Here is a 23,611-nt window from a genome sequence, read left to right on the forward strand (position 1 = left end):
GCCAGCTGACTTGCGTGAAATTTCTGTTGTGCGGAAACCGATTCTGCTTTCTACTTGAGACGAACTAGGCCAGATCTTACCTCAATCGTTTTGCGAGTGTTTTATTTCCGTCAACTTCTCGGCTGACTCCCTCAATATCCATGCCTGGACGACTTCGAGGCTTATAGATAGGTCGAAGTCGCGAAGCTACCCAATTGGATGATTTTCCAGCAAATACACTGATGTTTTAAGTACGATCGAGCGTTAGGCTCCGGTTCGACAGGCAATATCTCCGTGTTTTTGCGGTATAATCGTTCAAAATTGCAATTTACTCGATATTTATAGACAAGAGGATGCCACATATCAGATATTTCTGAGCTTTCTCTGAGAAATCTACGGACCTCACTTCGAGCTGGATTATGCGCTTATTAATTTGCGGGACAAACTACGCTCCAGAACTGGTTGGCATCGGCAAGTTTACGAGTGAGATGGCGGAATGGCTGGTACAGCAGGGGCACGAAGTCCGAGTGGTGACGGCCCTGCCCCACTATCCCAACTGGCAAATCGATCCGGGTTATCGAGCTTGGGCCTATTGTCGGGAAAGCATCGCGGACGTTGACGTGTTCCGCTGTCCCGTTTGGGTGAAGAAAAATCCATCTGGCCTGCATCGAGTGCTTCACCTGCTGTCTTTCGCGGTATCGAGCTTGCCAGTTATGCTGAGGCAAATCGGCTGGCGTCCCGATGCGATTGTGGCGGTAGAGCCTCCCTTTTCTTCCGGGCCCGTGGCCGCCTTGGTGGCTAAAGTGAGCGGAGCCCGCAGTTGGCTGCACATTCAAGATTTTGAAGTCGATGCTGCCTTCAGTTTGGGGATGTTGCCCAAAACTAGTTGGTTGGAGCGGGGACTGTACGGTATCGAAGCCTGGTTGATGAAGCAATTCGATACGGTCTCGACCTTGTCCGATCGCATGCTCGCGCGCCTTCACAGCAAAGGCATTCCGACCGACCGAACGGTCCTATTCCCCAACTGGGTGGATACCGATTGGATGTATCCCATGCCTTGTTCGAGCCCTCTGCGGGCATCGCTGGGGCTGTCTGCCGACAAGGTTGTCGCCCTGTATGCCGGTAGTATGGGCAGCAAGCAAGGGTTAGATTTACTCCTCCATGCCGCCGATCGCCTCAGGGAGCATCCCGAGCTGCACTTCGTGTTGGCGGGAGAAGGCCCTCAGAAGCAGCGCTTGGAAGCATTGGCTCGCTCTCTAGAATTAAAGAATGTCACCTTCCTGCCCTTCGTCCCCATCGAGCAATTCAATCAACTGCTCAACCTGGCCGACATCCACGCATTAATACAGTCTGCTTCAGTGGCAGATTTGGTCATGCCTTCCAAATTGACCGGCATGATGGCGAGCGGACGTCCGGTGTTGGCAACAGCACTACCGTCCACAGCAGTCGGCTCGGCGGTTATATCCTCCGGTTGCGGCCGCTTGGTACCGCCGGGAGATGTGAAGCAGTTTTCCGAGCTGCTCTTGCAGTTGGCCGATCGCCCCGAAGAACGGGCCGAGCTGGGCAGAAACGCGCGCCGGTATGCAGAGCAGCATATGAGCAAGAGGGCCATTCTGTCGCGGGTGACAGAGGAATTGCAAACGCTGGTGTCAGATGCTCGCCAACCTCAAATACTAGAGGAGATTTGGCCAGCCGAGCTTCCCATTCCATCTCAACCCTCGCTCAACCCCCCTCGCGCCTCGGCCAGCGATCCTTCTGTCCCAATATTCAGCCAGCGACCTCGCCAGTAGACTCTGCGGCCAAAGCTACCTTGCAACCAAATGACGAAGCTCATGCCATCCCGCAAGGGCAACAACCACATCCAGCGCCAGAGCTGGGGGCGGTTGAGTCGGACGATGGCGATCGCTGCCTGCATGATTCGGACTGCCCAAACCCCGAAAAACAGGGCGATCGCCCAGGGGGCCAGTCCCGAGACGAGTAACAGCAGGAGAGCGTAAACCGTCCCAAAGGTAAAGGCCATGCCGTAATATTGAGCGCCGCGATTGATGCGAATGGTGCGAGCCCAGCGCAGTTCTCGCGCAAACACCTGTCCGACGGACTCGTTACCGCCGTCATTGTCGAGGACGTAGCCGGACAGTTCGACGCGATAGCCAGATTGAGCAGTCATTTTACCGATGTGGTAATCAGAGCCAATCCGGTTGGCCACAGAGTTGAGACCGCCGAAAGTAGACATCACCGATTTGCGAGTCGCGATGGTGGGGCCGAGGGCACAGCGCAGGCCGCCGTCGAGCAGGCGGGCGATTAACAGGCTGGGGATAAATTCCGTGCAGCGGTTGAGGGTGTGAAGGGCGGCTCCGATATATCGCGGTCGCTTTTCCACATAGGGACAGGTGACCAATCCCACCTCTGGGTCGGCGAGAGGGGCGACGACCGCACTCAAGTAATCGGCACCGACGCGAATATCGCTGTCTGCCAAAATAATCGTTTCGTACTGGGCGGCTTCGAACAGGTAGATCAAATTGCTGATTTGATGGTTGATCCCGCGCGGCTCTAGCCCCACCAGCAGGCGCACGCGCTCTGGGAATTGAGCGGCCAATTGCTGCAAAATCGGCACGGCGGGGTCGTCAGGATCTTTAACGCCAAACAGAACTTCGTAGTGGGAATGGTAGTGCTGCTGGCAGAAGGAGGTCCAGTTGGCCATTGCGCCGGGATCGACCCCTCTGACGGGAATCAAGATGGAGACAGGCAGGGGAGCTGAGGGCTGTCTTTGAGGCTTGCCCTGAGGTTGGGGACGTTCTGTCTGAAAGCCGAGGGTGCAGTAGGTACAGAAGCAGTAAAAGGCAATCGAGGCAGCGATCGCCACCCCCAATATCCCTTTGCTAACCAGCACTACTCCAGCTAAAACCGGAAGCATTCTTTTGCCTCGCTCAATCTCGCTATCGATTGTGAAAGATTTTGGCGCTGGCGCATAGATGGCGATCGCCTAGCGAAGTTGGTTGCGAGCAACGCGCAAGTTGCCATCCGCTCGTGCTAAGGCACTTTGGGCGATCGCATACTCGCAGCCCGACCAATACATCAATAGGGCTGGCTTCACCTGTAATTCGGCAGATTCCAATAATGCTTCCGCCTCTGGCCGATCGCAGTCTGTCAGCGTTGTCAGAATTCGGATCGCGCGATCGCGTAGCTTGGCATTGGTCACCGCCACATCCACCATCAAATTGCCATACACCTTGCCCAACTGCACCATAACCCCCGTCGAAATCGCATTCAGCACCAGCTTCGTGGCAGTTCCCGCTTTCATGCGGGTGGAGCCCGCCAAGACTTCGGGACCGACCGACACGCGCAGATTGACATCGCACTCCATCGGCACTTGGTTTTCGGGAACGCAGGCAAAAAACAGGGTGGCGGCACCGCGATCGCGAGCTTCAGCCAATGCCCCGCGTACGTAAGGGGTCGTTCCACCCGCCGCAATCCCCATCACCACATCCACTGCCGAAATCTGGCGTTCGACCATCTCCGCCACTCCCGCCGCCCATTCGTCCTCTTTCCCTTCCGCACTGCGCACCAAGGCTTCAAACCCACCCGCGATCGCCCCCTGCACCTGCTGCGGATCGGTCTGAAAGGTGGGCGGGCATTCTGCCGCATCTAAAACTCCTAAGCGTCCGCTGGTGCCAGCCCCCACGTAAACCAGCCGCCCTCCTTTGCGCAAGGATGCTGCAGCGAGATCGATCGCGCGGGCGATCGCCTCCCGTTGTTGCGCGACTACCACCGCCACCTTGGCATCTTCGGCATTGATGACATCGACCAACTCCAAGGTCGAAAGCTGGTCTAAATTTTCACTGGCGGGGTTGAGGGCTTCGGTCAGGAGATTGCCGCGATCGCTGAGATCTGTCATGGAAGATTTGGGGAGAGTTGACTCTTGTCAGGAGAGTATCAATAAACTAGAGCAAAGGGGAGGCTGTATATTTTTAATGAATAGAATACACTCTTACTACAGTGATGGAACTCTAGTCTATGAAGGCGAACAACCACGAAGATTAGGACCCCCCGACCCCGATCCAAAGGCAAGAGGCCCTCATACTCGAATAAGATGGGATTGCAAGAATCAAAGGATTTATCAAGGGAGAGAGTTTAATACAAAGGGAAAGCCCCTAAAAGACATTGACTTCACTAGCCCGACCTACCCTAACGGCAGCAGACGCCCAGACCATTTAGGACCACCTCACGTACATACTTGGGAGGCAAACTCTACCGGCGGGACCCCCAGAAGAAGTAAGAAACCTATACCATTATGAACAGTCAACCTTGGGCAGTAACACTGATCGATCGGGGAGAAGGCAATCTTGAAGAGCGTCTTGAAAAAATCATTGAGCATATTGGCTCTCTCCATCAAATTGACTCAGCAGGACGTCTTTCGACAAGCATTGCTTCTGGACATAAACTACCTTTTTGGAAAATAGAAGATCTTGACTCAACAACGGAAAATACTAGTGATATTATATCTAAGCTCGATGAATGTGGGTCGGTTGAGATTGCAACCCAGCAGTTCGTGGAAATTCTTAAAAAAGATGGTCAGATTGTTGAATTGTCCGCTAAGTTATGTGACAGGGATAAAGATATTTATTGGATAATTGTTCGAGATGGAATATCCGTAGACATTCTTGGTTATGGGGAAGTTTTCTCAAATGATGTTCTAGGAGAATATCGAGCTGTTTCTCCTGTTCTATTCAATTGGGGGACTACAACGGTGGAGAGTAGCACTCGGATTGTGGGAGCGAAACGTTGTGAAAACGCTGGCGAAATGGTTTCTTGAAAGGCGATCGCCGCATGATTGAAGCCGGAGTTTTGCGCGATCGCCTCGGCGCGAAAGCTTGAGATCGACAATTCCTCCGTTAACTATCCCAGTCAATCGCTAGGATATCTGACTCTGCAATTCGTTTATTACTATCGGAGGTGTCAATTGCGTAAAGTCGAAATTTCCATTTTCCAGTGATATTATCTCCACCGGGCGTATCGCTCCCTTTATAAATAGACCCACTGGCATTATCCACAGTACTTCCATCGTTTTGATAATATTCGTCTCCAGGTCCTAAATCTGAATAAGCATCATTCCTATGCCCATAGCGCTTATTATTCGCATCCCGATCTTCATGCCAAGTATTTGCACGAAATAGTCTTGTGTCAAAACCACCATGTGCTGCCATAGTCCGGGTGCCTTGCCACAATATTTCTTGCCGGATTTCTCCATGAGCCGGATCGACATTTACAGAGGGTTTACTATCAAATTTTGCAGAAAATGTGAATGGCGCTTGTTTATTTAACCCATTGGCTGTATTAGCATTGATAGTCCCGCTTTGATTGTATTTAGGAGCTTTAGCTAGCTTTGCTCTCAATTGTGCTGTCCCAGCTTGGCTTCGATCGCCTCGATTCGGTTGCAAGTCATTAGCAAACCTTGAAATCGGAGAATCCAAAGCATTGGCTTTTTCCGGGCTATGCTCGCTCGATACATCTGCAGGCTGCTTTGCTGCTCTTTCTCCCATCACATCTGCTTCCCGCTCCAAATCTGGATCGTCATTAATTGCCATCCCCTCCATCTGCTGAGTCGGCCTCACGCGCCCTTGCCGTTGTTGTACTACATGCCAAGCTTCGTGCGGTAAATGTTTTTGCTGTCCCGGTCCCACATAGATGTCGCTACCCTGCGCATAGGCTAAAGCCTTTAGTTGGGAGGGTTTGGAAGAGTTGTAGTGAACCTCTACATCATCGATGGATATGCCGGAGAGAGACTCGATTCCAGATTTTAGAGCGTTGGGCAAACCGGTTTTATGCTCGCGATTTGTTCTAGATGCCCTAACTTCAGCGCTAATCGATCGATCTGAGTTGGCTGTAGTCGCTATGCCCTCAATACCGAGCTGTTGCTGTACGACAGGCTTCATCCTCAGCTCGTCATCGTCTTCCGGCAGCTCCGCCCGTTGAATTGGGTCCATTTCCGGCTCCATCATCAACTCATCGTCCTCATCCGGTACATCCACCCGCTGAAGCGCATCGCCCCGATCTGTCTGCTGCGGTTCTGGTGTATGCAGCCGGCTAACCCCATGCCGAGCAACTCGGCCTGCTTCCTGCTCGTACTTGTCTCCAGGTGCGCCGATCTCCAGCCTCATCTGCAGCGGTTGAGGGGGCTCGACCTGGCTTGGGTTAAGCCTCATTTTGGCTAGGCTGTGTCCCGAGCGTCCGGCTCGCTCTATTTTTGCCAATTTCTCCTCTAGCGTTAGCTTCGGTTCGGCGATCGCTTCTGGCTGGGATTGGGGGGCAAAGGGTCTTGATGCCAAGGGGGTCTGTGCTGGGATAGCCGCTGATTGAGAGGCGTCTTTGGTTGGCAGAGACTGTCGAGAAGGCATCGCGAAAACCCCAAACGGTCACATGTCTAGTCAGTTCATTCTCTTACTGCTAAGACTGCGTGGGAGCTATCCAAACGTCGAGGTTTGACCGCATCCAAAGCAGTGAGACGACATCAATGACGGAGCAATACTGCGATCGCCTGCGGCATTCTGCTGGTTCAGAAGTGGTACAATAAGTTGTACAGTATTGAGGTCGCCAGTGGATATTCTCAGTGCAAGTGAAGCGAGAGCAAATTTATTTGGCCTGATCGAACAAGTCAATAAAGATCGTCTGCCGCGAGCAATTACCAGCAGAAAAGGAAATGCTGTTTTGCTGTCTAAAGACGATTGGGATAGTTTGCAGGAAACCCTTTACTTGCAATCTATACCTGGATTTGTGCAATCTTTGAGGGCGGCTGAACAAGCAAATGATTGGGTGTCGGAGGAGGAGTTCTTGAGGAGCTTAGATGGAATGGAGGATTGAGTTTAGTCGCAATGCAGTTAAGTCTACTCCAAAATTGAGATCTGCTAATTTAGAGGCCAATGTAAGAGGCTTATTAAACATACTAAGGCGAAATCCCCATGAGCCTCCGTATGAAAAACTATCAGGCAATCTTCAGGAGTATTATTCAAGACGAATCAATATCAAACATCGTCTTGTTTATTCTGTGGACAATGAAACGAAAATCATTCGGGTGGTTTCTGTTTGGTCACATTATGAATGAATAAAATTAGGCTCTACTAGACTTGCCGTGCTAAACCGAGTCTAGTCTGAAACCCGTAGTTTTGATGAGACATCTATGAGTCCTTCTCACTAGCGCTGTCGATCGCTGCATTCGCCCCCTAAATCCCCCATTCTGGGGGACTTGACGACAGTGCTAGCTGGGGTTTGGAGACGGGGAAGACGAACCAGCAAATCGCGGTCATTCAAGTTGTAGAACGAAGCCAATAGCCTCTCACAAGTCCCCCACTGGTGGGGGATTTAGGGGGCCGAGTGTAACGCTTGAAAACTCCAGGTTTCAACATGGATGCGGTTTAGTTCCGTCCCGATCGCTACTCAATCATAGATAAGAGGTAGGTGGAGATTTGGGTGCGGCGATCGCCTCAACCCCAGTCACCCGCAAAGTAGGGGCCGAATATCCTAGATCCAACCCCTCACCTCCATTTCCGTGAGCGATCGCTCCAACTTCACATACTCCCCCTTCACCGCCCGCAAAACATGCTTCATTTGCACTGGCTCGCCAGCATCCGCCGCAATAAATGCCGCATTCAAGGCAATATTGCGAATATTCCCCCCCGCCACATTTAACTTGGCTAACTTCTGACAATCCAACCCCTCCGTCGGCGTTTGAGCGGGAAACATGCGCTGCCAAATCGCCTCTCGCTGACTGGCATCGGGAAAGGGAAACTGCACCACAAACCGAATGCGCCGCAGAAAAGCCCGATCGATCGCACTCTTCAGATTCGTCGTCAAAATCGCCAAGCCGCGATAAGATTCCATCCGTTGCAATAGATAGCTGACCTCAATATTGGCATGGCGATCGTGACTGTCTTTCACCTCCGTTCGCTTGCCAAACAACGCATCCGCCTCATCAAACAACAGAATCACACCGCCCTCCTCTGCCGCATCGAACACCCGCCGCAAATTCTTCTCCGTCTCGCCAATGTACTTACTCACCACCGAACTCAAATCGATGCGATATACATCTAAATTGAGTTGATGCCCCAAGACCTCTGCCGCCAGCGTCTTGCCAGTACCGCTCCCTCCAGCGAACAGCGCACTAATTCCCAATCCCCGTCCGCTCTTTTTGCCAAACCCCCAGCGCTCGTAAACCTGCGCTCGCTGCCGCACGTGCGTCGCAATATCTTGCAACACGCCGCGCTCCTTCTCCGGCAACACCAAATCGTCCCAACTGGCTGCCGAGTCAATCCGTTGGGCCAATTCATCTAGCCTCGGCCGAGCCTGCCCCCGGCAGATCGTCCACAATCGCTGCGAGAACTGGGGCAACTGCAGGTCTGAATCTTCTTCATTGCTGCTATCCCCATCCTGCCAGCCACCCACCTTCAGATAGGCTGACTGAATCGCAGTTGCGCTGAGGTTGAAATGGGAAACCAGGGCATCGATTTGACCGTTCAGGCTAGCTGACACGTCACCCAACACCCCTCGCCAAACTTGACGCTGCTCGCCAGCCGTCGGCGATTGCACCTCAAACGTCACGGTCGGGCGCAGTCGCTGGGGGCGGCGGACCTGACTGGAGGCGATCGATGGGGTCGCGATCGCCTCCAATAATTGGGCAATCGCTCGATTTCGCTCGTCCTCCCGACGCTCAATCCAATCGCAATCCAACAACAAGACCCGTTGGCTCAAGTGCCATTCCCGCTCGCACAGGCAGCGAAACAGATGCAGCTGAACACTATCCGCCGGCAGTGCTTCAGCCGAGATAGCGTACAGCGTCAGTCCCAGAGATTCGCAGGCTGCAGCGGCGATCGCCCTCTTACTCTCCCCATCGCTGCCACAGAGTTGCAACGCGGGCAATGCTGAGTTCAACCGATATGCTTGCAGCCAAGTGTTCGCCATCTGCTCGGCCAGTTGTCGATGGGACAGCACCAAATCACTTGCCCTCGATAGCGGCACTCCGAGTCGCTCCAAGCGCTCGTCCAGTGGATCGGTGCCCCAGAGCGCGTGCAAGATGCGCTCGTCAATCCGCAATGCACTATTCGCCAGCGAATTGCCCGCTCCTAGCTCAATCATTCGCCAGTGGCGCAAGGGCGAGTCGGGCAGCAATCCCTTCCAATGGATTTCGGGCAAAACCTCTAAGGCCAACTGAAAGGTGGGATAGCCCCGCTGCGGATTGCCGTGCGCTGCAATTAACAGCCCTTCCCAATCACCTTCAAATTCCATTCCCGCACACAACAGCAGCACATCCCGCTCGAAGGACGATAGGCCAAAGGCTTGGCACAGTTGCTCTAAAGCGGAGGGGGGCGAGAGCTGCGAAGGGGCAAGTACTGGAATCTCGGGTAGTTTGGCTGTGTCTCCTTCGAGGACGGAAATGTGACGGTTCAAGGCTTGCCGCACCCGCGCGATCGCCGCCGCGAGGTACTGCTGATTCGCCATCTGCCAATCGAGGGAGGACATGATTCGCGCTCGTGCTTGGGGTAAGGGGAATTAGATGTCGAATTTAGGACCCATAAACCAGTTGTAGGTCGGGCTGCTGGAATCGCGGTCCACCTGGAGGGGAGAGGCGGCCCCATCCACCTGCAGCCGGACCAAATAGGCGCTGGCTTTCACGTCGCGGAGGGCAAACTCCACCGATCGCGTGGGGCCAGAGCGGGGCTTGGCCTCAAACAGATACGCCACAGGGTGTTCGACCGACCATTCGTTCAGAGCCAACACCACTTTTTGTTGGGGATCGAGGGCCAGATCCACTTGCAGCGTCAGTTCGCCATCGCGCAGATCGTCCCCGTGGGCCATGACGGTCTCCACTTGCAGGTCGATAATCTGCGGGCAGAGGACAAAGGGCATCACATTCGATTCCACCAAAGCAGGAGCTGCGGTACCGCTGCCATTGCTCTGCTGTGCTGGCCGATGCACCAGCTTGAGGTTCTGCACCCCAGCCTGGAGGCGATCGCGCTCTAGGCTCGCCAGAGACACCACAACTTTTCCCGGCTCGACAGTCGTCGGCACTGCCTCGACATCGCCAATGCGAACCCAAGTCTGGGGTCCCTGTAGCTGCTTGCCCAAAATGGATAGGCGACTGTCTGCCAAGATGGGCGCAAATCGACCCGCCTGCGACACCACCTCGTCGACAACGGGCTGACTGGGATAGGGCACTGCCGCGAGCGAGGGGCGATCGCGCACTGGCAAGGCCCGTTGGGCTGGGTCGTCCCCTTCAATAATGATGACGGTGGCTTTGTAGGCCATCGACAGGGCATAGGGGGTCTGGAAAAAGACCGACCAGATTTTAGACAGATCGTCTAACGACAGATCCAGCGGATAGACGGAAATCTCTTCTAGCTGATGGGCCAGATCCGAATCGGCTAGATAGGCAAAGGTGGAGTCGGTAATGGCCGCTTGGATAGCTTCAGTTCTGAGGGTATTCAGATCCGATAGGGTTCGCAGGGCACTGCCGAGCAAGCGCTGCGGCTCGTGTTCCCCGTCGTTGCCGTAGAAGCTGAGCATGTAATGCAAATCGAGGCCGGTGCGCGATCGCTTTGCCATTTCTCCTTTGCGCTGGCGACCGCGCAGCTCGGCGGTGGTATGCCAGACGGCATTGGGCACCGCCTGGTAGAGATAGAGATTGACCCCCATTTCCAAAACGCCATTTTCCACGGCATTGGGACGCGATACCGTCACGCGGGCACCATCGACATCCCGCTGGATCGCTTCCTGAAGTTTTTTTTGCAAAACAGCGGTCACCGTGGCGATCGCGAGGTGATTGCTCATGGTCTATCCCGATACCAATCCCAATTTGAGGGCTTTGACAATGGCCTGGGTGCGGCTGCGCACCTGTAACTTGTCGAAAATTGCCGTGAGGTGGGCCTTGACCGTGGCAACCGTCACGTACAGGTGGCGGGCAATAGATTCGTTGGATTCCCCCTGCACGAGCCAGTGCAGGACCTCCTGCTCTCGCTCGGTTAAATGCAGTTCCCGACAGGCTTGCAGGGGCTGACCGGCATAGAAATGGAACATGCGGAAAAATCCGCTGGCCATCTCTGGAGAGAGATAAATGTCGCCGCGCATAACGGTGGCGATCGCCTCCGACAACTCTTTCACCAAGCGATCTTTAAACAGGTAACCACTCGCCCCCGCCCGCATCGATCGAAACACCCATTCGTCCTCGCGATGGGCCGAGAGCACGAGTACTTTACCGCCAAATTCCGCCTCGCGCAGCCCCTGCAATGCGGCAATGCCATCTTCTGCCGACAGCTCCAGATCGAGCAAGATCAGGGCAGGATGCTGTTCGCGGGCCAAGGCGATCGCCTGAGCCGCCGAGGCGGCTTCCCCCACCACCTGTACCCGTTCCCAATCCTGCTGCCGGAAAAAACCCAACAGCATCCGCATCCCCTGGCGAAATTGAGGCTCGTCATCCACCAGCAAAATTGATAGCGATGGGGCTGCACTCATAGCTGTTTCACTGAATTGCGACAGTCTGCCCGCATACCGTTCAGCCAACTTGGGGGAGCTGTTCGGGATGCGAGCTAAAGCTAAAGACCTCAAAGGTTGGGGGCATAAGTGAAAACGATTAGAATTTCGAGCTGCGAATTCTGGGGGTGGCGAGTCAGCCTATCGAACATTTGCGATCGATTACTCAACACATTACTCAACACTATGTATCAGGCACTGACCCCCTCGCGAAAATCCTTCCAAATATTTTCACGCAATATCTCTACAGCTTGAAACTGAGACACAATACATTCTCAAAAAGAAACAAAAGTTTGTCAGTTGAATTGCGCGCGAGACAGAATCTCGGGGTTGAGTCGAGTTTCATCAAACCGAAAACGTACATACTTCAAACCATTTTTAACAAGTCAATTCCGTAAAAACCTGCGATTTCTACTTATCGATCGCTCGCAAGCGGCGCGCACAATTCTCGACTGAGTGTAAATGAAAACTGAGCGCCACCAGTGGGGATCTGCTGGCACCAAATATCCCCTCGATGCTCCCGCACAATGCGTTTGGCAATGGTCAACCCCATTCCCGTGCCACCCGGACGGCGAGAATAGTGGGGCAAAAACACAGAGGTTAAATCCTGCTCTGACAGTCCCGGCCCACAATCGCAGATATCGATCGCCACTTCGCGACGAAAGATCTGCCATTTGCAGTCAATGGTGGTGTTTGGCGGGCTGAAACTGATGGCATTGCTGAATAGATTTTCAAACACTTGCACGATTTGAGTGCGATCGACCGCCAGCAGGACAGATGTGTTCGAGTAGCGGATGTGGAGGTGCTTGGCCGTGAGGCTGGGTTCCAGCAGGGCGATCGCTTCCTCTGCCATCTCGTTGAGATCGTGACGGGCTAGCTGCAGCGCGCGAACTGGGGCTTGCCGCAGCCACTGCTCGATCCGATCGCCGAGCTGACTGGCAGTCGTCCGCAGGGCAGAGGCTTGCTCCTGCAGCGGGCCGGCGGGCAGTGCCCAGAAAAGATTTTCTGCTTGCAGGGCCGCCAGAGCCATCAGGTTGCGCAGTTGGTGTTCCCCCTGCTGCAGCGTCAGTTCGAGAGCTTGCGACTGTTGGCGATGGCGATCGCGATCGCAACAGACGACTAAATAATCCTGCAGGAGTTGAGCCTGCTGCTCTACCTCAACAGTCTGCCGGTTCGTCAGAGCCGTGGGGGTACACACCAGCAAATAAGAGGGATCTGGCGGCCCCAAACTGTCGAAACGATAGAGATAGACAGAGGGAGCCAACGGGCGGCGATCGCTGGAGGAGCGATCGATCGCTAAGAGTTCCATCGCTGGCAACCTCGCGATCTTCTCCGGCGGTAAAGGGGGCAGCAATTTCTCCTCGAACTCGGGGTGGCAGGCGGCGATCGTGGGGAGCTTCAAGCGAGACGATCGAGCGAAAACTAGGCGCACGGCAAGGGCTGCCAGACTGTCTGAAAGCTGTACCGCTTGCCGTCGGCAAACTGCCTCGATATCGGAGCTTTGAGGAGACTGTAGGTCGGCAGCTGAGATCGAAGAAGGCAACGCCACTCGATCTCCAGATAGAGAGACGCCAGACAGATCCTCAGGCGTTGCCAGATCCCGCATATTGCTGCTGCCCTCTGTGCTTCGAACCCAACTCAGCGAAACCACACCCCAGCGTCTAGCCACCGACACGAATGGGTCTTTAGTGCGATAGTAACGGCAGAGCATCGCTAAAACGAACCGAAAACGTTAACTTTAAAGGGTTTTAAGTTTTTTTTTACGTCTGCCTCGAAAGCGATCGCCCGGCCGAAGCGCCTCGATCGCCAGCCTCCATCCTAGGTGTAGACCAAAGTCTAATAACAGACAGAACGCGACCTCCTTACCCTGTAGAGCATGTTCTCCACTGCCCCTTCGGACCTCATGATTGCGGCTGTGACTCAAACATTGGCAGAGCTGCTCTCGGCTGGAAGCTCCTCAATCGACCCCGAGCATATCCACATTGGCAGTCCTCGCAGCCAATCGAAACAGAATGCTGGCCTGAATTTGTACTGTTATGACCTGCGCGCCCGGTCTGCCACACTTGCAGACCGCGCTACAGAAGCAGTACCCGAAAGCTTTGCGATTTCTTTTCTGATTAGCGCCTGGGGATTTACAGCCTTAGGAGAGCAGCAGATTCTCTCCGATGCCCTCTTGCTGCTATGGAAATACCGCGTTCTACCCGATGGTGTCCTCGCTCCCACTCTGCGGGGACGCGGTCAGTTGCGGTTGCACGTCGCCACAGAAGAGCAGGTCGATCTGCCAGGACTGTGGCTGGCTTTAGGGGTTCCCCTACGGCCGTCCCTCTCCGTCAAGGTGATAGTCCCGACCCATCGTCAGACTGCACCGTCCCTGAAGCGATCGCCCTCAGCAGCACTCGCTCCGCCCTAAATCTGGCAGATGCGACAGCTATAGAGCATTGCGCTCGGCGATCGCATCGAAACCCGCACATCTCAAGTTCGCAAGAGTTGTTGAAGGAGGATAACCGTTCATGCCATTAGATTACTTTGCCCCAGGCGTTTACGTTGAAGAAGTCGACCGGGGCGCTCGCCCGATTGCAGGGGTCAGTCTCAGCGTCGCAGGATTCATTGGGTTTACCGAGGCCATCCGGGGGGATGCCGAACTGTTTAAACCCATGATGATTACCAACTGGAGTCAGTTCCTGGAATATTTTGGCAAACCCGACTCCGAACATCCCGGCTTTACCGACTTTGATGCCTACTTGCCCTTTGCGGTGCGCGGCTGGTTCGACAACGGTGGCGGACGCTGTTGGGTGGCCAGCATTGGCACGCTCGAGCCCGGTGCTGCAAAACCCGCGCTGGAAGACACCGGCACTAAATTACTGACTGCGGGCAGTCGTCCTGCGTTACAGTTCAATCTGCGCAACGAAGACGATACAGAAATCGTTGTCGAGATTTCCGACAGCTCGCCCAAACCGCCAGCGGCAGGCGACGAGCCGCCCCTCGACACGGGTGAATACTTTAAAGTGACGCTCAAGCAGGCCGGAAACATCCTCGAGGTCGATGGAGCGCCCTGCGTATTCGAGCATCTGACGATGGACGATGCTGCCAGCGGTACCGTAGCCGATTATGTCGTGGCGGTCTTGAACGAGGAGGACAACAACCCCTACGTTCAAGCCACCGATCTGAGCGGGCCGGGTAGACCCCTCGCCCAACGTCCGGCTAATGGAGCCTATCCAGTCGAAGGGCCGCCCCCCTTTATCGAGCAAGTCAGCCAATTGACGCGCGGCATTCACGGTTCGCGGGCCGATCGCAAGGGCTTGCAGGGGATCTTTGAGATTGATGACATTGCCATGATTGCCTGCCCCGATCTGATGTGGGCTTTCGAGCAAGCATTGCTCGACATCGATCAGGTCCACGGCGTCATGGAAGCGATGTTGAGCTACTGCGAAAATTCGTTCCCCGGCCCCCCCTTCCGCATGGCTGTGCTCGATCCGCCTCCCATTAAGAATGGCGAAGTGGTCTCGCCTGCAGCTCAAAAGCCGCAGCACGTAGACGAGTGGCTGACCAGTTTCAACCGCCGTTCGATGTTCGGTGCTGTCTACTATCCGTGGATTAAAGTGCCGAATCCAGCCAATGCAGGCAAGCCGATCCTGGTGCCCCCTTGCGGTCACATGATGGGCATTTGGTGCCGCACCGACCAAGATCGAGGGGTGTTTAAGGCCCCTGCCAATGAAACCCCTAGAGGCGTAATTGGTTTGGCTTACGAAACCAACATGCGCGAGCAAGAATTGCTCAATCCCAAGGGGATCAACTGCATCCGCAACTTCTCCAGTTACAACCGGGGCTTTAAGGTCTGGGGGGCGCGCACGCTGGTGGAACCCGACAATATTCAATGGCGCTATATCAGCGTGCGGCGACTGCTCAGCTACATCGAAAAATCGATTGAGATGGGGACGCAGTGGGTGGTGTTCGAACCCAACGATCCCGACCTGTGGGCTCGCGTGTCCCGCTCTGTCAGCAGCTTCTTAGAGGGCCTGTGGCGAGATGGGGCGTTATTTGGCGGCTCTCCTGCCGAAGCCTTCTATGTCAAGTGCGATGGCGAACTGAACACCCAAGACACGATTATGAAAGGTCGTCTCTATGTCGAGGTCGGGGTTTGCCCGGTGCGTCCGGCTGAATTTGTCATCTTCCGTATCAGCCAGTGGGCTCCGAACCAGTAGGGTTTGGAGGCAGACAGTTAACACGAGCGCGCGTAAGGAGCCAGTGCGATGGCAGAACTGACTAAACCGATTGCCCCCAGTAGTTTTTATTTGGAAATCTCGGGGGTGGTGGAGGGAGACAAATCCGTCTTCAAAAGCGTCACGATCCCCGACTACACCCCCAAAGTGCAGGGGGGACAACAGGCGATCGGCAGCACCAAAGATGGCAAAACCATTTGGCAAGTCAACTCCGCTGGGTTTGAAGGATTGTTTACGATTGACTGCGTTTGCATCGCTAGCGGCGATGGCGGCAGCACTAGCAAAGAGCTATACACGTGGTTTGAGAGTTGTTTGCCCAGTTCCAATGGCGGCAAAGGCAAGTGGGATGACAACAAAAAAGAAGGCAGTATTACCGCCTACGATTCCGACGGTAACGAAATTGCCAAGTGGCAGTTTGTGGAAGCTTGGCCGTCTAAATACAAGTGTGCCGATTTAGATGTCACGGGCGATGGTTACATTGAGGAAACCTATACCCTGACCTGCGAGAAGTTCAATCGCACGATGTAGGGTCTTTCACGATGTAGCTTTGATGTAGTTTTCGGTCGAGTTTGAGGCCATTCAGGAGACCAACAGTGGTTCAGTATTTAACTAGCTCGAAGTTCTATTTCGAAATTGACGGGATAACCTCTCTCCTGGTCAAAACCGTCACTGGCCCTGAAATTGAAATGGAAGTGGCTGGCGGCGATGCTCCCATTGGCGTCACTAAAGATGCCAAAACCCAAACCCAAGCAGTGGTTGGTGGGGTCAAATACAACAGCACCGTAACGCTCACCTATGTTGCTGGCAACGAGTCCGATCAGAAAAAACTGTCGGACTGGTACAACGACTGCCACCCCGACTCGTTTACGGGGGGGGCTTCGAAGGCAATGGATAGCCGCAAAACAGGCTCGCTGGTGATTTACGATCCCAACGGCAGTGAGGCCATGCGGTTCAACTATACGGATCTGTTCCCCGGCACTAAAAAACAGATCGGCAGTCTGTCGGTGGACAGTGGCGGTCAACTGGCTGAAGATACGCTGGAGCTATACTTCACCAAGGTTGTGCGGGCCGCGTAACTCTTACCTCGATCGATATGGCCACATTTCCCGAAATTCTCACCAACTCCCGCTTCTATCTGGAGCTCAAGCTGGATGGCAGCAAAGAGCCGGTGGATGGTTACTTTATGGAGTGCAGCGGGTTTCAATACTCGCAAGAGGTAACTGAGATTGTGGAGGTTACCCCGCAAAAGTGGGGTAAGAATGGCAATTCGCGAGGGCGCTTGGCGCGCACGAAGATCCCGGGTCATGTCACCTTTAGCAATCTCACCTTGAAGCGCGGTCTCACCACGTCGAGTAGCTTGTGGGATTGGGTCGAGAAGGTGGAGGAGGGCAATTGGAGCGAACAGCGGCAGAAGGGATCGCTGACGATTTACAATCAAGCAGCCAAGCAGCAGGTGCGATGGGAGTTTCAGCGGGCTTGGCCAGTCAGCTATCAGATCTCGGATCTAGATGTCAAAAGTGGCGACTTCAATATCGAAGAGATCGAACTTGCCGTTGAAGATCTCAGACGCGTTCGGGTACCAGCATCGTGATGCAACTCAATAACCCTTTGAACTTGGAGGGATCGCCCCAGCAAGACACTGCACCGCCAGAGCAGCGTCGGAGGCCGCAAGTGGCTGGGCTGCAAACGGAGTTCGAGTTTGAATTGCCGAAGGGGTATGTGGATGCGGAGGGGACGCTCCATCGTCAGGGGGTGATGCGGTTGGCTCGGGCGATGGACGAGATCGTACCGCTGCGCGATCCGCGCGTGAAGGCCAATCCGGCTTATGCCACGGTGGTGATTTTGGCACGGGTGATTGTGCGGTTGGGGGCTTTGAGCGAGGTGTCTCCAGCCGCGATCGAAGATTTATTTGCCTGCGATTTGAATTATTTGCAGAAGTTTTACCGTCAGATTAACGAATTGGAAGAGGATTAGACGGTTGCTCCAGTGAAGCAAGCTTGAGGCTGCGAACATGACCCCATTGGCCCTATCGGAACCTGCGAGTTTGGACTTACCCACCACAGCATTTGAGTTCCAGTTGCCGCGCGGTTTGCTGGACGATGCCGGACAGGTACACCAGCAGGGACGCATGCGCTTGGCGACGGCGCGGGACGAGTTGGCGATGCAGAAAGATGTCAGGGTGAGGCAAGAGCCTGCCTATGGAACTCTCATCCTGTTAGCCCGCACGATCGCCCAGCTAGGCTCGCTGACCGCTGTGACTGCCGAAGATTTAGAGAATCTCTTTGCCAGCGATTTGGCCTATTTGCGCGAGTTCTACAACCGCATCAATCAGCAGGGGCACCCGTACGTTCCGACCCAGTGCCCCCAATGCAGTCACGCGTTTGAGGTGGAGTTAACACTGTCGGGGGAGTCTTAGGCTACCCCTCGGAACAACTGCACCAGGAGGTAGCCTTTCTCGCCCTGCACTGTCATTGGTCGCTGCAGGAAATTCTGGACTTGGAACATCGCGATCGCCGTCGCTGGGTGCAAGAGGTCGCCCAGCTACGGGGGCGAGGGAGTGGCGAGGGCTAATGAGCGCGCTCCCTTTAGTCACCCTACTGACAGATTTTGGCACCCAGGATGTTTATGTCGCAGTCATGAAAGGGGCGATCGCCAGCCTCAACCCCCAGCTTGCGATTGTGGATCTGACCCACCACATTCCCCCCCAAGATCGCTTCGCAGCTCGCTTTCAGTTGATGAACGCCGTCCCGTACTTCCCGGCAGGAACGGTGCATGTGGCGGTGGTGGACCCGGGGGTGGGCACGGCGCGGCGAGGGGTGGCGATCGCGATCGCGCCCGGATTCCTGGTGGGGCCGGATAACGGTCTGTTTAGTGGCGTACTCGAACAGTTTGAGGCGATCGCGGCGGTGGAGTTGACCGAACCGACCTACTGGCGGGTGCCCCAACCCAGTTCCACCTTTCACGGACGCGATATTTTTGCCCCGGTGGGGGCGCATTTGGCCAGTGGGGTGCCGTTGAATGCGCTGGGGAGAGCGATCGATCTGGGTTCGTTAGTGGAGCTGCCGGGGCTGGGCTGCGATCGCGAGGGAGACACCTATGTCGGCTGCATTCAGGCGATCGATCGCTTCGGCAACGCCATCTCTACTATTCCGGGCGAGGTGGTGCGAGGCCGACAGTGGTTGGCGATCGCTGCTGGGACAGCCATCCCGGTAGTGACGACCTACGGCGATGTTGCCGTGGGGGAGTTAGCGGCATTGGCGGGCAGTCACGGTTGGGTGGAAATTGCGGTGAATGGAGGGAATGCTCGCGATCGCTTGCGGTTAGACTATGGCGTTAAGGTAGAAGTAAAGCTCGAAAACAAGTTGGGAGTTTAGCGATACTGGCTGTCTGAGTTGAATATCCAAGTGCTGCTCTACTGGTGTCCGCGTCAGACAGGGAGCTGAACCCGTTCTGTGTCGAGCAACTTTCGGTTAATGCCTTAAGCGTGGAATGAGACAATCGCATTCAGTGAACCGTATAGTAAGAGAGGATCGCTTAGAGTAGCCAGTCAAACATGAGCTTAGATGAGTCAACCTTCTCCCCAGCCACCTGTTAAACCAGACCCCAGCCTTCCAGTAGTGCAAACAGTCACAGGTCGGTTCGTGCAACAATTCTTAAGCAATATCTGGGAGCCTATAGATCTTTTGGGACAAGGCTTGATGGGGGGCTTATGGCGAACAGTTTATCTCTCAGTCCAAGATGCGATCGCTCTCAGCACATTGCTACAGCTTCCCGGTTTGGTGGGCCGCATAATCATTGGTAAAGACTTCGCTAGTTTTGATGTATGTTTGCAAGAGAATGCCTTAGGCGTATCGCGTTATGCTTGTTTTATAATCATTACTTCTGATTTTTGCCTTTGGATTATTCTGGCTGGTCGAATAATTGGGCGGTTCTGGATAGATCTCCGAGAATTAAGGCGAGGTAGTAGTCATGACTCTAACAAGTCGTAAGAAAGTCACCCTTTATGAAGAAGCCAAAGCTGGTCTTAGTTCTTTAGTTCGGCAAACAACTACTGTCTTTATTGGCTTTGTGTTCGTGTTGCTAATCACTGGAGGTGCTCCGTCGAGCTTTGTTGTTGCTTTAAGCTTTTTTATTGGTACGGCTTTTGTTTCATGGAATGAACAAAAGCGAATTTTTGATTTGAGATCGGCTGAGGATAAGACTTCTTCAGATTCAAAGGCGGCGCGCACTTTATTAATCACCAATCAATTAATTACGTTAGATTCTAAAGTTTATCGTACTTGCGAAATTACTAGAGTTTCTAAATATCAGATCGAACAGGGATTTGCTCAAGCCAAGCAATACGGCCTCGTTGTAGAAACCACTGCTGGAAGTAAAGATTTGGTAGTGGTGACAGATGAAGCCTCAGTAGACAATCTTATAAATAAAATTGTTGAGGTTATGAGCAACCCAAGCAAAAGACTCAGTTACACATTCAAGCTTTCTAACACAAGGATTGCCAACGTAAAAGCCTTTTCTAAAAGAGAATTCTCTGCGTCAAGTATTTACGCTGAAGTAGTAACCCAAACAAATAGCACTGAAGAGACTCAAGAATCTGTAGCAGAAGAGTCTAAATTTCAAGAAGGTTCCCAGAAACTACCCCCAGGTTATTTCTATCAGGTAGGCCCTTTCTCAGTAGGAGTCAATAAAGGTTTTGTACATACGACAGAACAAACACAGTCTTTAGCTGAGACAGTATCAGAACTTCAGCGTTTACTAGAGAAAATCTCTGAGGCTCATCCAAATGACACACTATCTGGGCAGATGTTAGTAGCAACAAAAGCAATAGAAGAAATCGAGAAAAAACCTCAATTTAAGCAGCGTGCGATCGAAGCTCTGAAATCAGGAGGAGCAGAATTTTTCAGGGAGTCCATTAAAAATCCTAGCACCAACATCTTATTGGCTGCTTTAGAAGAATGGCAATCAACAAGCTAAAACTATAAAATATTCATTAAGTGTGCAAAGCAATATGAATTTGTGCTTAACTTCCGTTGTAAACAATCACCGAATGATAATCCCGATGCACTGGCAGGCAGTCACGGTTGGGTGGAAATTGCGGTGAATGGAGGGAATGCTCGCGATCGCTTGCGGTTAGACTATGGCGTTAAGGTAGAAGTAAAGCTCGAATGCGGAGCGGGAGTTTAGTGATGCCTGGAGCACAAGCGGAAGTTTATCGAGGACAGTTCGGTCAGTTTGAGATTAACGAGGGCGATCGCCGGGGTGTTGTGGTCTATCGAGCTGCGCTGATGGTGGCGGCCCTCTGTTTCGCGGTGGCAACGGGGTTGGCGATGTGGCTGCCGCAAGCTTTGGCGGTACAGTGGGCGATCGCCGGTTTGTACGCCGTGTTTTCAATTGCGATGGGGGTGGCGCTGTGGACGATCCACATTTATATGGTCTCCCTGCATCGGGCACTGCAGGTGTTTTGGGCGATGGGCTCAGTGGCGGCGATCGCCACAGCGGTGGTTTTCGCGCCCGAACCTCTGGCGATCGCGGTCTACCACAATCCTTTAACTCTGTTGGGCGTTGGATTCACCTTTGTTGCCCTGACGGGATTGTTTGTCAAAGAAGCGTTTTGCTTTAACCGATTGGAAACGAAACTGCTGACGCCAATGATACCCACGTTACTTTTGGGACATTTATTCGGATTGTTGCCGCTGGAGGGGGAGCGGGGCTTGTTAGTGGCTTGGGCAGCCCTCTTTTTAGTCTTTGCGTTGCGCAAAACCTTTCAAGAGATTCCGCCGGATATTGGGGACAAGTCGGTGTTTGAATATTTGGCAGCGGTGCGGCGGGGGGATGTGCCTGCGGAGGCTTCTTAGGCGATCGGTCTCGCAAACCTATAGCTTGGAGCATTAGGAGTCACAATCCCACCATGACACAGGTACTAGAACAACGAGTCTACACCCCCGAAGAGTATCTCGACCTCGAACTTGCATCTGAGATCCGCAGCGAATACCGCAATGGAACCATTACTCCTATGACCGGGGGTACACCTGACCATAATGAATTGGCGATTAACCTTGCAGCCTTGCTCAAATCTTCTTTGCGGGGCAAACCCTACCGTATTTTTGCAACCGATCAACGGCTTTGGGTTCCTGCTCGCAATCTTTATACCTATCCCGATGTCATGGTTGTCGAAAAACCCTTACAACTTCAGACCGGGCGTGCTGACACAGTGATAAACCCTTGTTTTTTGGCTGAAGTGCTATCTAAATCAACGCGAGACTACGATCGCGGCGAGAAATTTTCTGCTTACCGCAGTATTGATAGCTTTCGCGAATATCTGCTCGTCGAGCAGTACAGTATCCATGTAGAACATTACGTCAAAACGGCGTCCAATCAATGGCTGCTCTCAGAATATGATGAGCCTAATACCACATTCTCATTGAGTACTTTTGAAACTCAAATCGAAATCATAACACTCTATGAAAACATCGATATTGATGCTCCATAAAATGTAAGAGCGATCGCATCAATATAACAAGCCAAATTCACTCAACCGTCGAAAGGATTATCTGTGGCGGGTGCATTGAGAGCGTGAGGTTTTCTATGGAAATCAGTATGACATTTGGCAATGCTGCTGCGTTATTCGGAGCCATGTTTGTTCTGGCTACGATCCCTGGCCCAAGTGTCTTCACTGTGGTGGCCAGAACAATTGCATCTGGATTTTCTCATGGCCTGACTACAGTTTTAGGGATCGTGGTTGGCGACTTAATATTCATTATATTGGCTGTCTTGGGTTTATGGTCTTTTTCTGAAATGATGAGTGGCCTATTTGTTTTGATAAAATACTGTGGAAGTGCTTATCTTATATGGCTAGGAATAGAGTTGTGGAGATCGAAATCACAGTCTGTTAAAATCCATAAAGTTGCAGAATCATCTTGGCTTTCTAATTTCTTGTGTGGACTTTTGATTACCCTAGGTGACCCAAAAGCAATTTTATTTTATTTAAGTTTTCTTCCCGCTTTTCTCGATCTGTCTAGTGTGTCCATTTTGGATACAGGCATCATTATGGTTATTGCAGCGATCGCAGTCGGCGGAGCAAAGCTAGGGTATGCCTATATGTCAGATAAATCTAGATTGCTTTTGACAAGCCCTAGAACAAAAAAGGGAATGAATGTGACTGCTGGTAGTGTAATGATTGGTACTGGCGTTTTTTTGGTTACAAAAACCTAGTATCAGACAACGTGACTACTCTCACCGCTAACCCTACGGGTCTAGCGGGAGCTTCTCAGACTCACGAGTGAGAGTTGCTGTTTCACAGGCATCCCAGCGGATAAGCCTCCACAGCCAGAGAGCGGTAGTCCAACCGCCCTGCGTTTAACTATCCTATCCCCCCTCACCGCCAAACGCTCTGCGTTCTGGCGGGAGTACCCCGGAGGTCATGATGGAAATTGCCTGAGGATCGCCAGTGGCTTTCAACTGGCAGGTGCCTTCCCAGCCGCCAATTGCGGGCAAACTGATCTCGATCGCATCGGAGCGGGCACTTCACTGCGGGCCAGCGCCACATTCTGTTAGCCTGCCGGGGTTAGCCTTCCGTAGGGCGCTCGCAGCCTCAAACCTCTTGCAAGCCACATCATATCGTTCGCGAAGTTGCTCTAATGGCAACAAGGGTGGTTGACATGACTAAGCAAACGGGAATTATGCTGATAGCCTTAGTTGGCATCCTCTTTATCGCGATTGGCGATCGCGTTTTGCCACCGCCTGCCGGTCCCGCCAGCTATCGTATGAGAACTGCCGTAACCTCCACTTTCGCGTCGTTGCTCGGGCAGACCCTCGAATCGCTCCCCCAAGACACCCGCTACGACAGCAGCCAAGAGCGGGTCGATACCCTCGAGAATGCGCCGTAACCCTCCAGT

27 protein-coding genes are annotated in these 23,611 nt (G+C 53.3%); 19 read left to right on the forward strand and 8 right to left on the reverse strand.

The window, feature by feature from the left end:
* Positions 1-398 precede the first annotated feature (398 nt).
* Positions 399-1,769, forward strand: a complete 1,371-nt coding sequence (locus SYN7336_RS26900; protein WP_017327643.1) for a glycosyltransferase WbuB — start codon at positions 399-401, stop codon at positions 1,767-1,769.
* Here SYN7336_RS26900 and SYN7336_RS19610 read toward each other — a convergent pair.
* A complete protein-coding gene (locus SYN7336_RS19610; protein ID WP_017327644.1) occupies positions 1,691-2,893 on the reverse strand; it encodes a glycosyltransferase in 1,203 nt (400 codons plus the stop codon). The genes SYN7336_RS26900 and SYN7336_RS19610 overlap by 79 nt on opposite strands.
* A 69-nt stretch (positions 2,894-2,962) precedes the next feature.
* Positions 2,963-3,874, reverse strand: a complete 912-nt coding sequence (murQ, locus tag SYN7336_RS19615) for an N-acetylmuramic acid 6-phosphate etherase (protein ID WP_017327645.1) — start codon at positions 3,872-3,874, stop codon at positions 2,963-2,965.
* A 396-nt stretch (positions 3,875-4,270) separates the two neighbouring features.
* Between murQ and SYN7336_RS19620 the strand changes: the two genes are divergently transcribed.
* Positions 4,271-4,792: a hypothetical protein gene (locus SYN7336_RS19620; RefSeq protein WP_017327646.1), complete on the forward strand. Its 522-nt coding sequence runs from the start codon at positions 4,271-4,273 to the stop codon at positions 4,790-4,792.
* A 79-nt stretch (positions 4,793-4,871) separates the two neighbouring features.
* On the opposite strand, the gene SYN7336_RS29215 is transcribed toward SYN7336_RS19620, so the two are convergent.
* Complete coding sequence (locus SYN7336_RS29215) at positions 4,872-6,230, reverse strand: DUF4157 domain-containing protein (RefSeq protein WP_227498545.1); 1,359 nt, start codon at positions 6,228-6,230, stop codon at positions 4,872-4,874.
* A 343-nt stretch (positions 6,231-6,573) separates the two neighbouring features.
* Between SYN7336_RS29215 and SYN7336_RS32775 the strand changes: the two genes are divergently transcribed.
* Together SYN7336_RS32775 and SYN7336_RS29220 are read left to right on the forward strand one after the other, a co-directional pair.
* Positions 6,574-6,837, forward strand: a complete 264-nt coding sequence (locus SYN7336_RS32775) for a type II toxin-antitoxin system Phd/YefM family antitoxin (protein WP_017327648.1) — start codon at positions 6,574-6,576, stop codon at positions 6,835-6,837.
* Positions 6,821-7,078: a Txe/YoeB family addiction module toxin gene (locus tag SYN7336_RS29220; RefSeq protein ID WP_071590821.1), complete on the forward strand. Its 258-nt coding sequence runs from the start codon at positions 6,821-6,823 to the stop codon at positions 7,076-7,078. Before SYN7336_RS32775 ends, SYN7336_RS29220 begins: the two co-directional genes overlap by 17 nt.
* Positions 7,079-7,494: 416 nt before the next feature.
* On the opposite strand, the gene SYN7336_RS19640 is transcribed toward SYN7336_RS29220, so the two are convergent.
* The 4 genes from SYN7336_RS19640 to SYN7336_RS26910 all read right to left on the reverse strand — a co-directional run bounded on the left by SYN7336_RS19640 (position 7,495) and on the right by SYN7336_RS26910 (position 13,165).
* On the reverse strand, positions 7,495-9,489 hold the full coding sequence (locus SYN7336_RS19640) for an ATP-binding protein (RefSeq protein WP_017327650.1): 1,995 nt from the start codon (positions 9,487-9,489) through the stop codon (positions 7,495-7,497).
* Between the two features lie 30 nt (positions 9,490-9,519).
* The gene (locus SYN7336_RS19645; RefSeq protein WP_017327651.1) at positions 9,520-10,797 is read right to left on the reverse strand and encodes a DUF4255 domain-containing protein; all 1,278 of its coding nucleotides are present in this window, start codon (positions 10,795-10,797) and stop codon (positions 9,520-9,522) included.
* A gap of 3 nt (positions 10,798-10,800) precedes the next feature.
* Positions 10,801-11,478: a response regulator transcription factor gene (locus SYN7336_RS19650; protein ID WP_017327652.1), complete on the reverse strand. Its 678-nt coding sequence runs from the start codon at positions 11,476-11,478 to the stop codon at positions 10,801-10,803.
* 433 nt (positions 11,479-11,911) lie between these two features.
* Positions 11,912-13,165: a sensor histidine kinase KdpD gene (locus tag SYN7336_RS26910; protein WP_162139126.1), complete on the reverse strand. Its 1,254-nt coding sequence runs from the start codon at positions 13,163-13,165 to the stop codon at positions 11,912-11,914.
* Between the two features lie 207 nt (positions 13,166-13,372).
* Between SYN7336_RS26910 and SYN7336_RS19660 the strand changes: the two genes are divergently transcribed.
* The 14 genes from SYN7336_RS19660 to SYN7336_RS19720 all read left to right on the forward strand — a co-directional run bounded on the left by SYN7336_RS19660 (position 13,373) and on the right by SYN7336_RS19720 (position 22,928).
* A complete protein-coding gene (locus SYN7336_RS19660) occupies positions 13,373-13,906 on the forward strand; it encodes a Pvc16 family protein (RefSeq protein WP_083885828.1) in 534 nt (177 codons plus the stop codon).
* A gap of 100 nt (positions 13,907-14,006) precedes the next feature.
* Positions 14,007-15,698: a phage tail sheath C-terminal domain-containing protein gene (locus tag SYN7336_RS19665; RefSeq protein WP_017327655.1), complete on the forward strand. Its 1,692-nt coding sequence runs from the start codon at positions 14,007-14,009 to the stop codon at positions 15,696-15,698.
* Positions 15,699-15,746: 48 nt separating this feature from the next.
* Entirely contained in the window at positions 15,747-16,244 is a 498-nt protein-coding gene (locus tag SYN7336_RS19670) for a phage tail protein (RefSeq protein WP_017327656.1), read from the forward strand.
* Positions 16,245-16,309: 65 nt separating this feature from the next.
* Entirely contained in the window at positions 16,310-16,792 is a 483-nt protein-coding gene (locus SYN7336_RS19675) for a phage tail protein (protein ID WP_017327657.1), read from the forward strand.
* 17 nt (positions 16,793-16,809) lie between these two features.
* Entirely contained in the window at positions 16,810-17,307 is a 498-nt protein-coding gene (locus SYN7336_RS19680; protein WP_017327658.1) for a phage tail protein, read from the forward strand.
* Complete coding sequence (locus SYN7336_RS19685) at positions 17,307-17,690, forward strand: hypothetical protein (protein ID WP_017327659.1); 384 nt, start codon at positions 17,307-17,309, stop codon at positions 17,688-17,690. Before SYN7336_RS19680 ends, SYN7336_RS19685 begins: the two co-directional genes overlap by 1 nt.
* Before the next feature lie 37 nt (positions 17,691-17,727).
* Positions 17,728-18,132 (forward strand): hypothetical protein, encoded by a 405-nt coding sequence (locus tag SYN7336_RS19690; protein WP_017327660.1) that lies wholly within the window; start codon positions 17,728-17,730, stop codon positions 18,130-18,132.
* Between the two features lie 17 nt (positions 18,133-18,149).
* A complete protein-coding gene (locus tag SYN7336_RS33110) occupies positions 18,150-18,287 on the forward strand; it encodes a DUF6760 family protein (RefSeq protein WP_369791888.1) in 138 nt (45 codons plus the stop codon).
* A complete protein-coding gene (locus SYN7336_RS19700) occupies positions 18,287-19,090 on the forward strand; it encodes an S-adenosyl-l-methionine hydroxide adenosyltransferase family protein (protein WP_017327662.1) in 804 nt (267 codons plus the stop codon). The genes SYN7336_RS33110 and SYN7336_RS19700 overlap by 1 nt, the downstream gene beginning before the upstream one ends.
* Positions 19,091-19,685: 595 nt before the next feature.
* Positions 19,686-20,690, forward strand: a complete 1,005-nt coding sequence (locus tag SYN7336_RS28305; protein WP_017327663.1) for a hypothetical protein — start codon at positions 19,686-19,688, stop codon at positions 20,688-20,690.
* 42 nt (positions 20,691-20,732) lie between these two features.
* Entirely contained in the window at positions 20,733-20,900 is a 168-nt protein-coding gene (locus SYN7336_RS31240; RefSeq protein ID WP_227498546.1) for an SAM hydroxide adenosyltransferase, read from the forward strand.
* 2 nt (positions 20,901-20,902) lie between these two features.
* A complete protein-coding gene (locus tag SYN7336_RS19710; protein ID WP_017327664.1) occupies positions 20,903-21,571 on the forward strand; it encodes a DUF2301 domain-containing membrane protein in 669 nt (222 codons plus the stop codon).
* Positions 21,572-21,624: 53 nt separating this feature from the next.
* Positions 21,625-22,206 (forward strand): Uma2 family endonuclease, encoded by a 582-nt coding sequence (locus SYN7336_RS19715; protein ID WP_017327665.1) that lies wholly within the window; start codon positions 21,625-21,627, stop codon positions 22,204-22,206.
* 95 nt (positions 22,207-22,301) lie between these two features.
* Positions 22,302-22,928 carry a LysE family translocator gene (locus SYN7336_RS19720; protein WP_017327666.1) on the forward strand — a complete coding sequence of 209 codons (627 nt, stop codon included), beginning with the start codon at positions 22,302-22,304 and terminating at the stop codon, positions 22,926-22,928.
* A gap of 153 nt (positions 22,929-23,081) precedes the next feature.
* Here the strand turns inward: SYN7336_RS19720 and SYN7336_RS32780 are convergent, their stop codons facing one another.
* On the reverse strand, positions 23,082-23,210 hold the full coding sequence (locus tag SYN7336_RS32780) for a hypothetical protein (RefSeq protein WP_255346684.1): 129 nt from the start codon (positions 23,208-23,210) through the stop codon (positions 23,082-23,084).
* Between the two features lie 164 nt (positions 23,211-23,374).
* On the opposite strand from SYN7336_RS32780, the gene SYN7336_RS26920 reads away from it, so the two are divergent.
* On the forward strand, positions 23,375-23,602 hold the full coding sequence (locus SYN7336_RS26920; protein WP_038026126.1) for a hypothetical protein: 228 nt from the start codon (positions 23,375-23,377) through the stop codon (positions 23,600-23,602).
* Positions 23,603-23,611: the final 9 nt, after the last annotated feature.

The organism is Synechococcus sp. PCC 7336 (assembly GCF_000332275.1).
In the GTDB taxonomy this organism is placed as follows: Bacteria; Cyanobacteriota; Cyanobacteriia; order Thermostichales; family PCC-7336; genus PCC-7336.

Excerpts from the sequence above, each read along its gene's own strand:
- SYN7336_RS19640 (WP_017327650.1), bottom strand. The coding sequence starts at position 9,489 with ATGTCCTCCCTCGATTGGCAGATGGCGAATCAGCAGTACCTCGCGGCG.
- SYN7336_RS29220 (WP_071590821.1), top strand. The coding sequence starts at position 6,821 with ATGGAATGGAGGATTGAGTTTAGTCGCAATGCAGTTAAGTCTACTCCA.
- SYN7336_RS19680 (WP_017327658.1), top strand. The coding sequence starts at position 16,810 with ATGGCCACATTTCCCGAAATTCTCACCAACTCCCGCTTCTATCTGGAG.
- SYN7336_RS19710 (WP_017327664.1), top strand. The coding sequence starts at position 20,903 with ATGCCTGGAGCACAAGCGGAAGTTTATCGAGGACAGTTCGGTCAGTTT.
- SYN7336_RS19715 (WP_017327665.1), top strand. The coding sequence starts at position 21,625 with ATGACACAGGTACTAGAACAACGAGTCTACACCCCCGAAGAGTATCTC.
- SYN7336_RS19685 (WP_017327659.1), top strand. The coding sequence starts at position 17,307 with ATGCAACTCAATAACCCTTTGAACTTGGAGGGATCGCCCCAGCAAGAC.
- murQ (WP_017327645.1), bottom strand. The coding sequence starts at position 3,874 with ATGACAGATCTCAGCGATCGCGGCAATCTCCTGACCGAAGCCCTCAAC.
- SYN7336_RS28305 (WP_017327663.1), top strand. The coding sequence starts at position 19,686 with ATGACTCTAACAAGTCGTAAGAAAGTCACCCTTTATGAAGAAGCCAAA.
- SYN7336_RS19620 (WP_017327646.1), top strand. The coding sequence starts at position 4,271 with ATGAACAGTCAACCTTGGGCAGTAACACTGATCGATCGGGGAGAAGGC.
- SYN7336_RS19650 (WP_017327652.1), bottom strand. The coding sequence starts at position 11,478 with ATGAGTGCAGCCCCATCGCTATCAATTTTGCTGGTGGATGACGAGCCT.
- SYN7336_RS19645 (WP_017327651.1), bottom strand. The coding sequence starts at position 10,797 with ATGAGCAATCACCTCGCGATCGCCACGGTGACCGCTGTTTTGCAAAAA.
- SYN7336_RS19720 (WP_017327666.1), top strand. The coding sequence starts at position 22,302 with ATGGAAATCAGTATGACATTTGGCAATGCTGCTGCGTTATTCGGAGCC.
- SYN7336_RS19610 (WP_017327644.1), bottom strand. The coding sequence starts at position 2,893 with ATGCTTCCGGTTTTAGCTGGAGTAGTGCTGGTTAGCAAAGGGATATTG.
- SYN7336_RS19670 (WP_017327656.1), top strand. The coding sequence starts at position 15,747 with ATGGCAGAACTGACTAAACCGATTGCCCCCAGTAGTTTTTATTTGGAA.
- SYN7336_RS19660 (WP_083885828.1), top strand. The coding sequence starts at position 13,373 with ATGTTCTCCACTGCCCCTTCGGACCTCATGATTGCGGCTGTGACTCAA.
- SYN7336_RS26920 (WP_038026126.1), top strand. The coding sequence starts at position 23,375 with ATGACTAAGCAAACGGGAATTATGCTGATAGCCTTAGTTGGCATCCTC.
- SYN7336_RS26900 (WP_017327643.1), top strand. The coding sequence starts at position 399 with ATGCGCTTATTAATTTGCGGGACAAACTACGCTCCAGAACTGGTTGGC.
- SYN7336_RS19665 (WP_017327655.1), top strand. The coding sequence starts at position 14,007 with ATGCCATTAGATTACTTTGCCCCAGGCGTTTACGTTGAAGAAGTCGAC.
- SYN7336_RS19700 (WP_017327662.1), top strand. The coding sequence starts at position 18,287 with ATGAGCGCGCTCCCTTTAGTCACCCTACTGACAGATTTTGGCACCCAG.
- SYN7336_RS19690 (WP_017327660.1), top strand. The coding sequence starts at position 17,728 with ATGACCCCATTGGCCCTATCGGAACCTGCGAGTTTGGACTTACCCACC.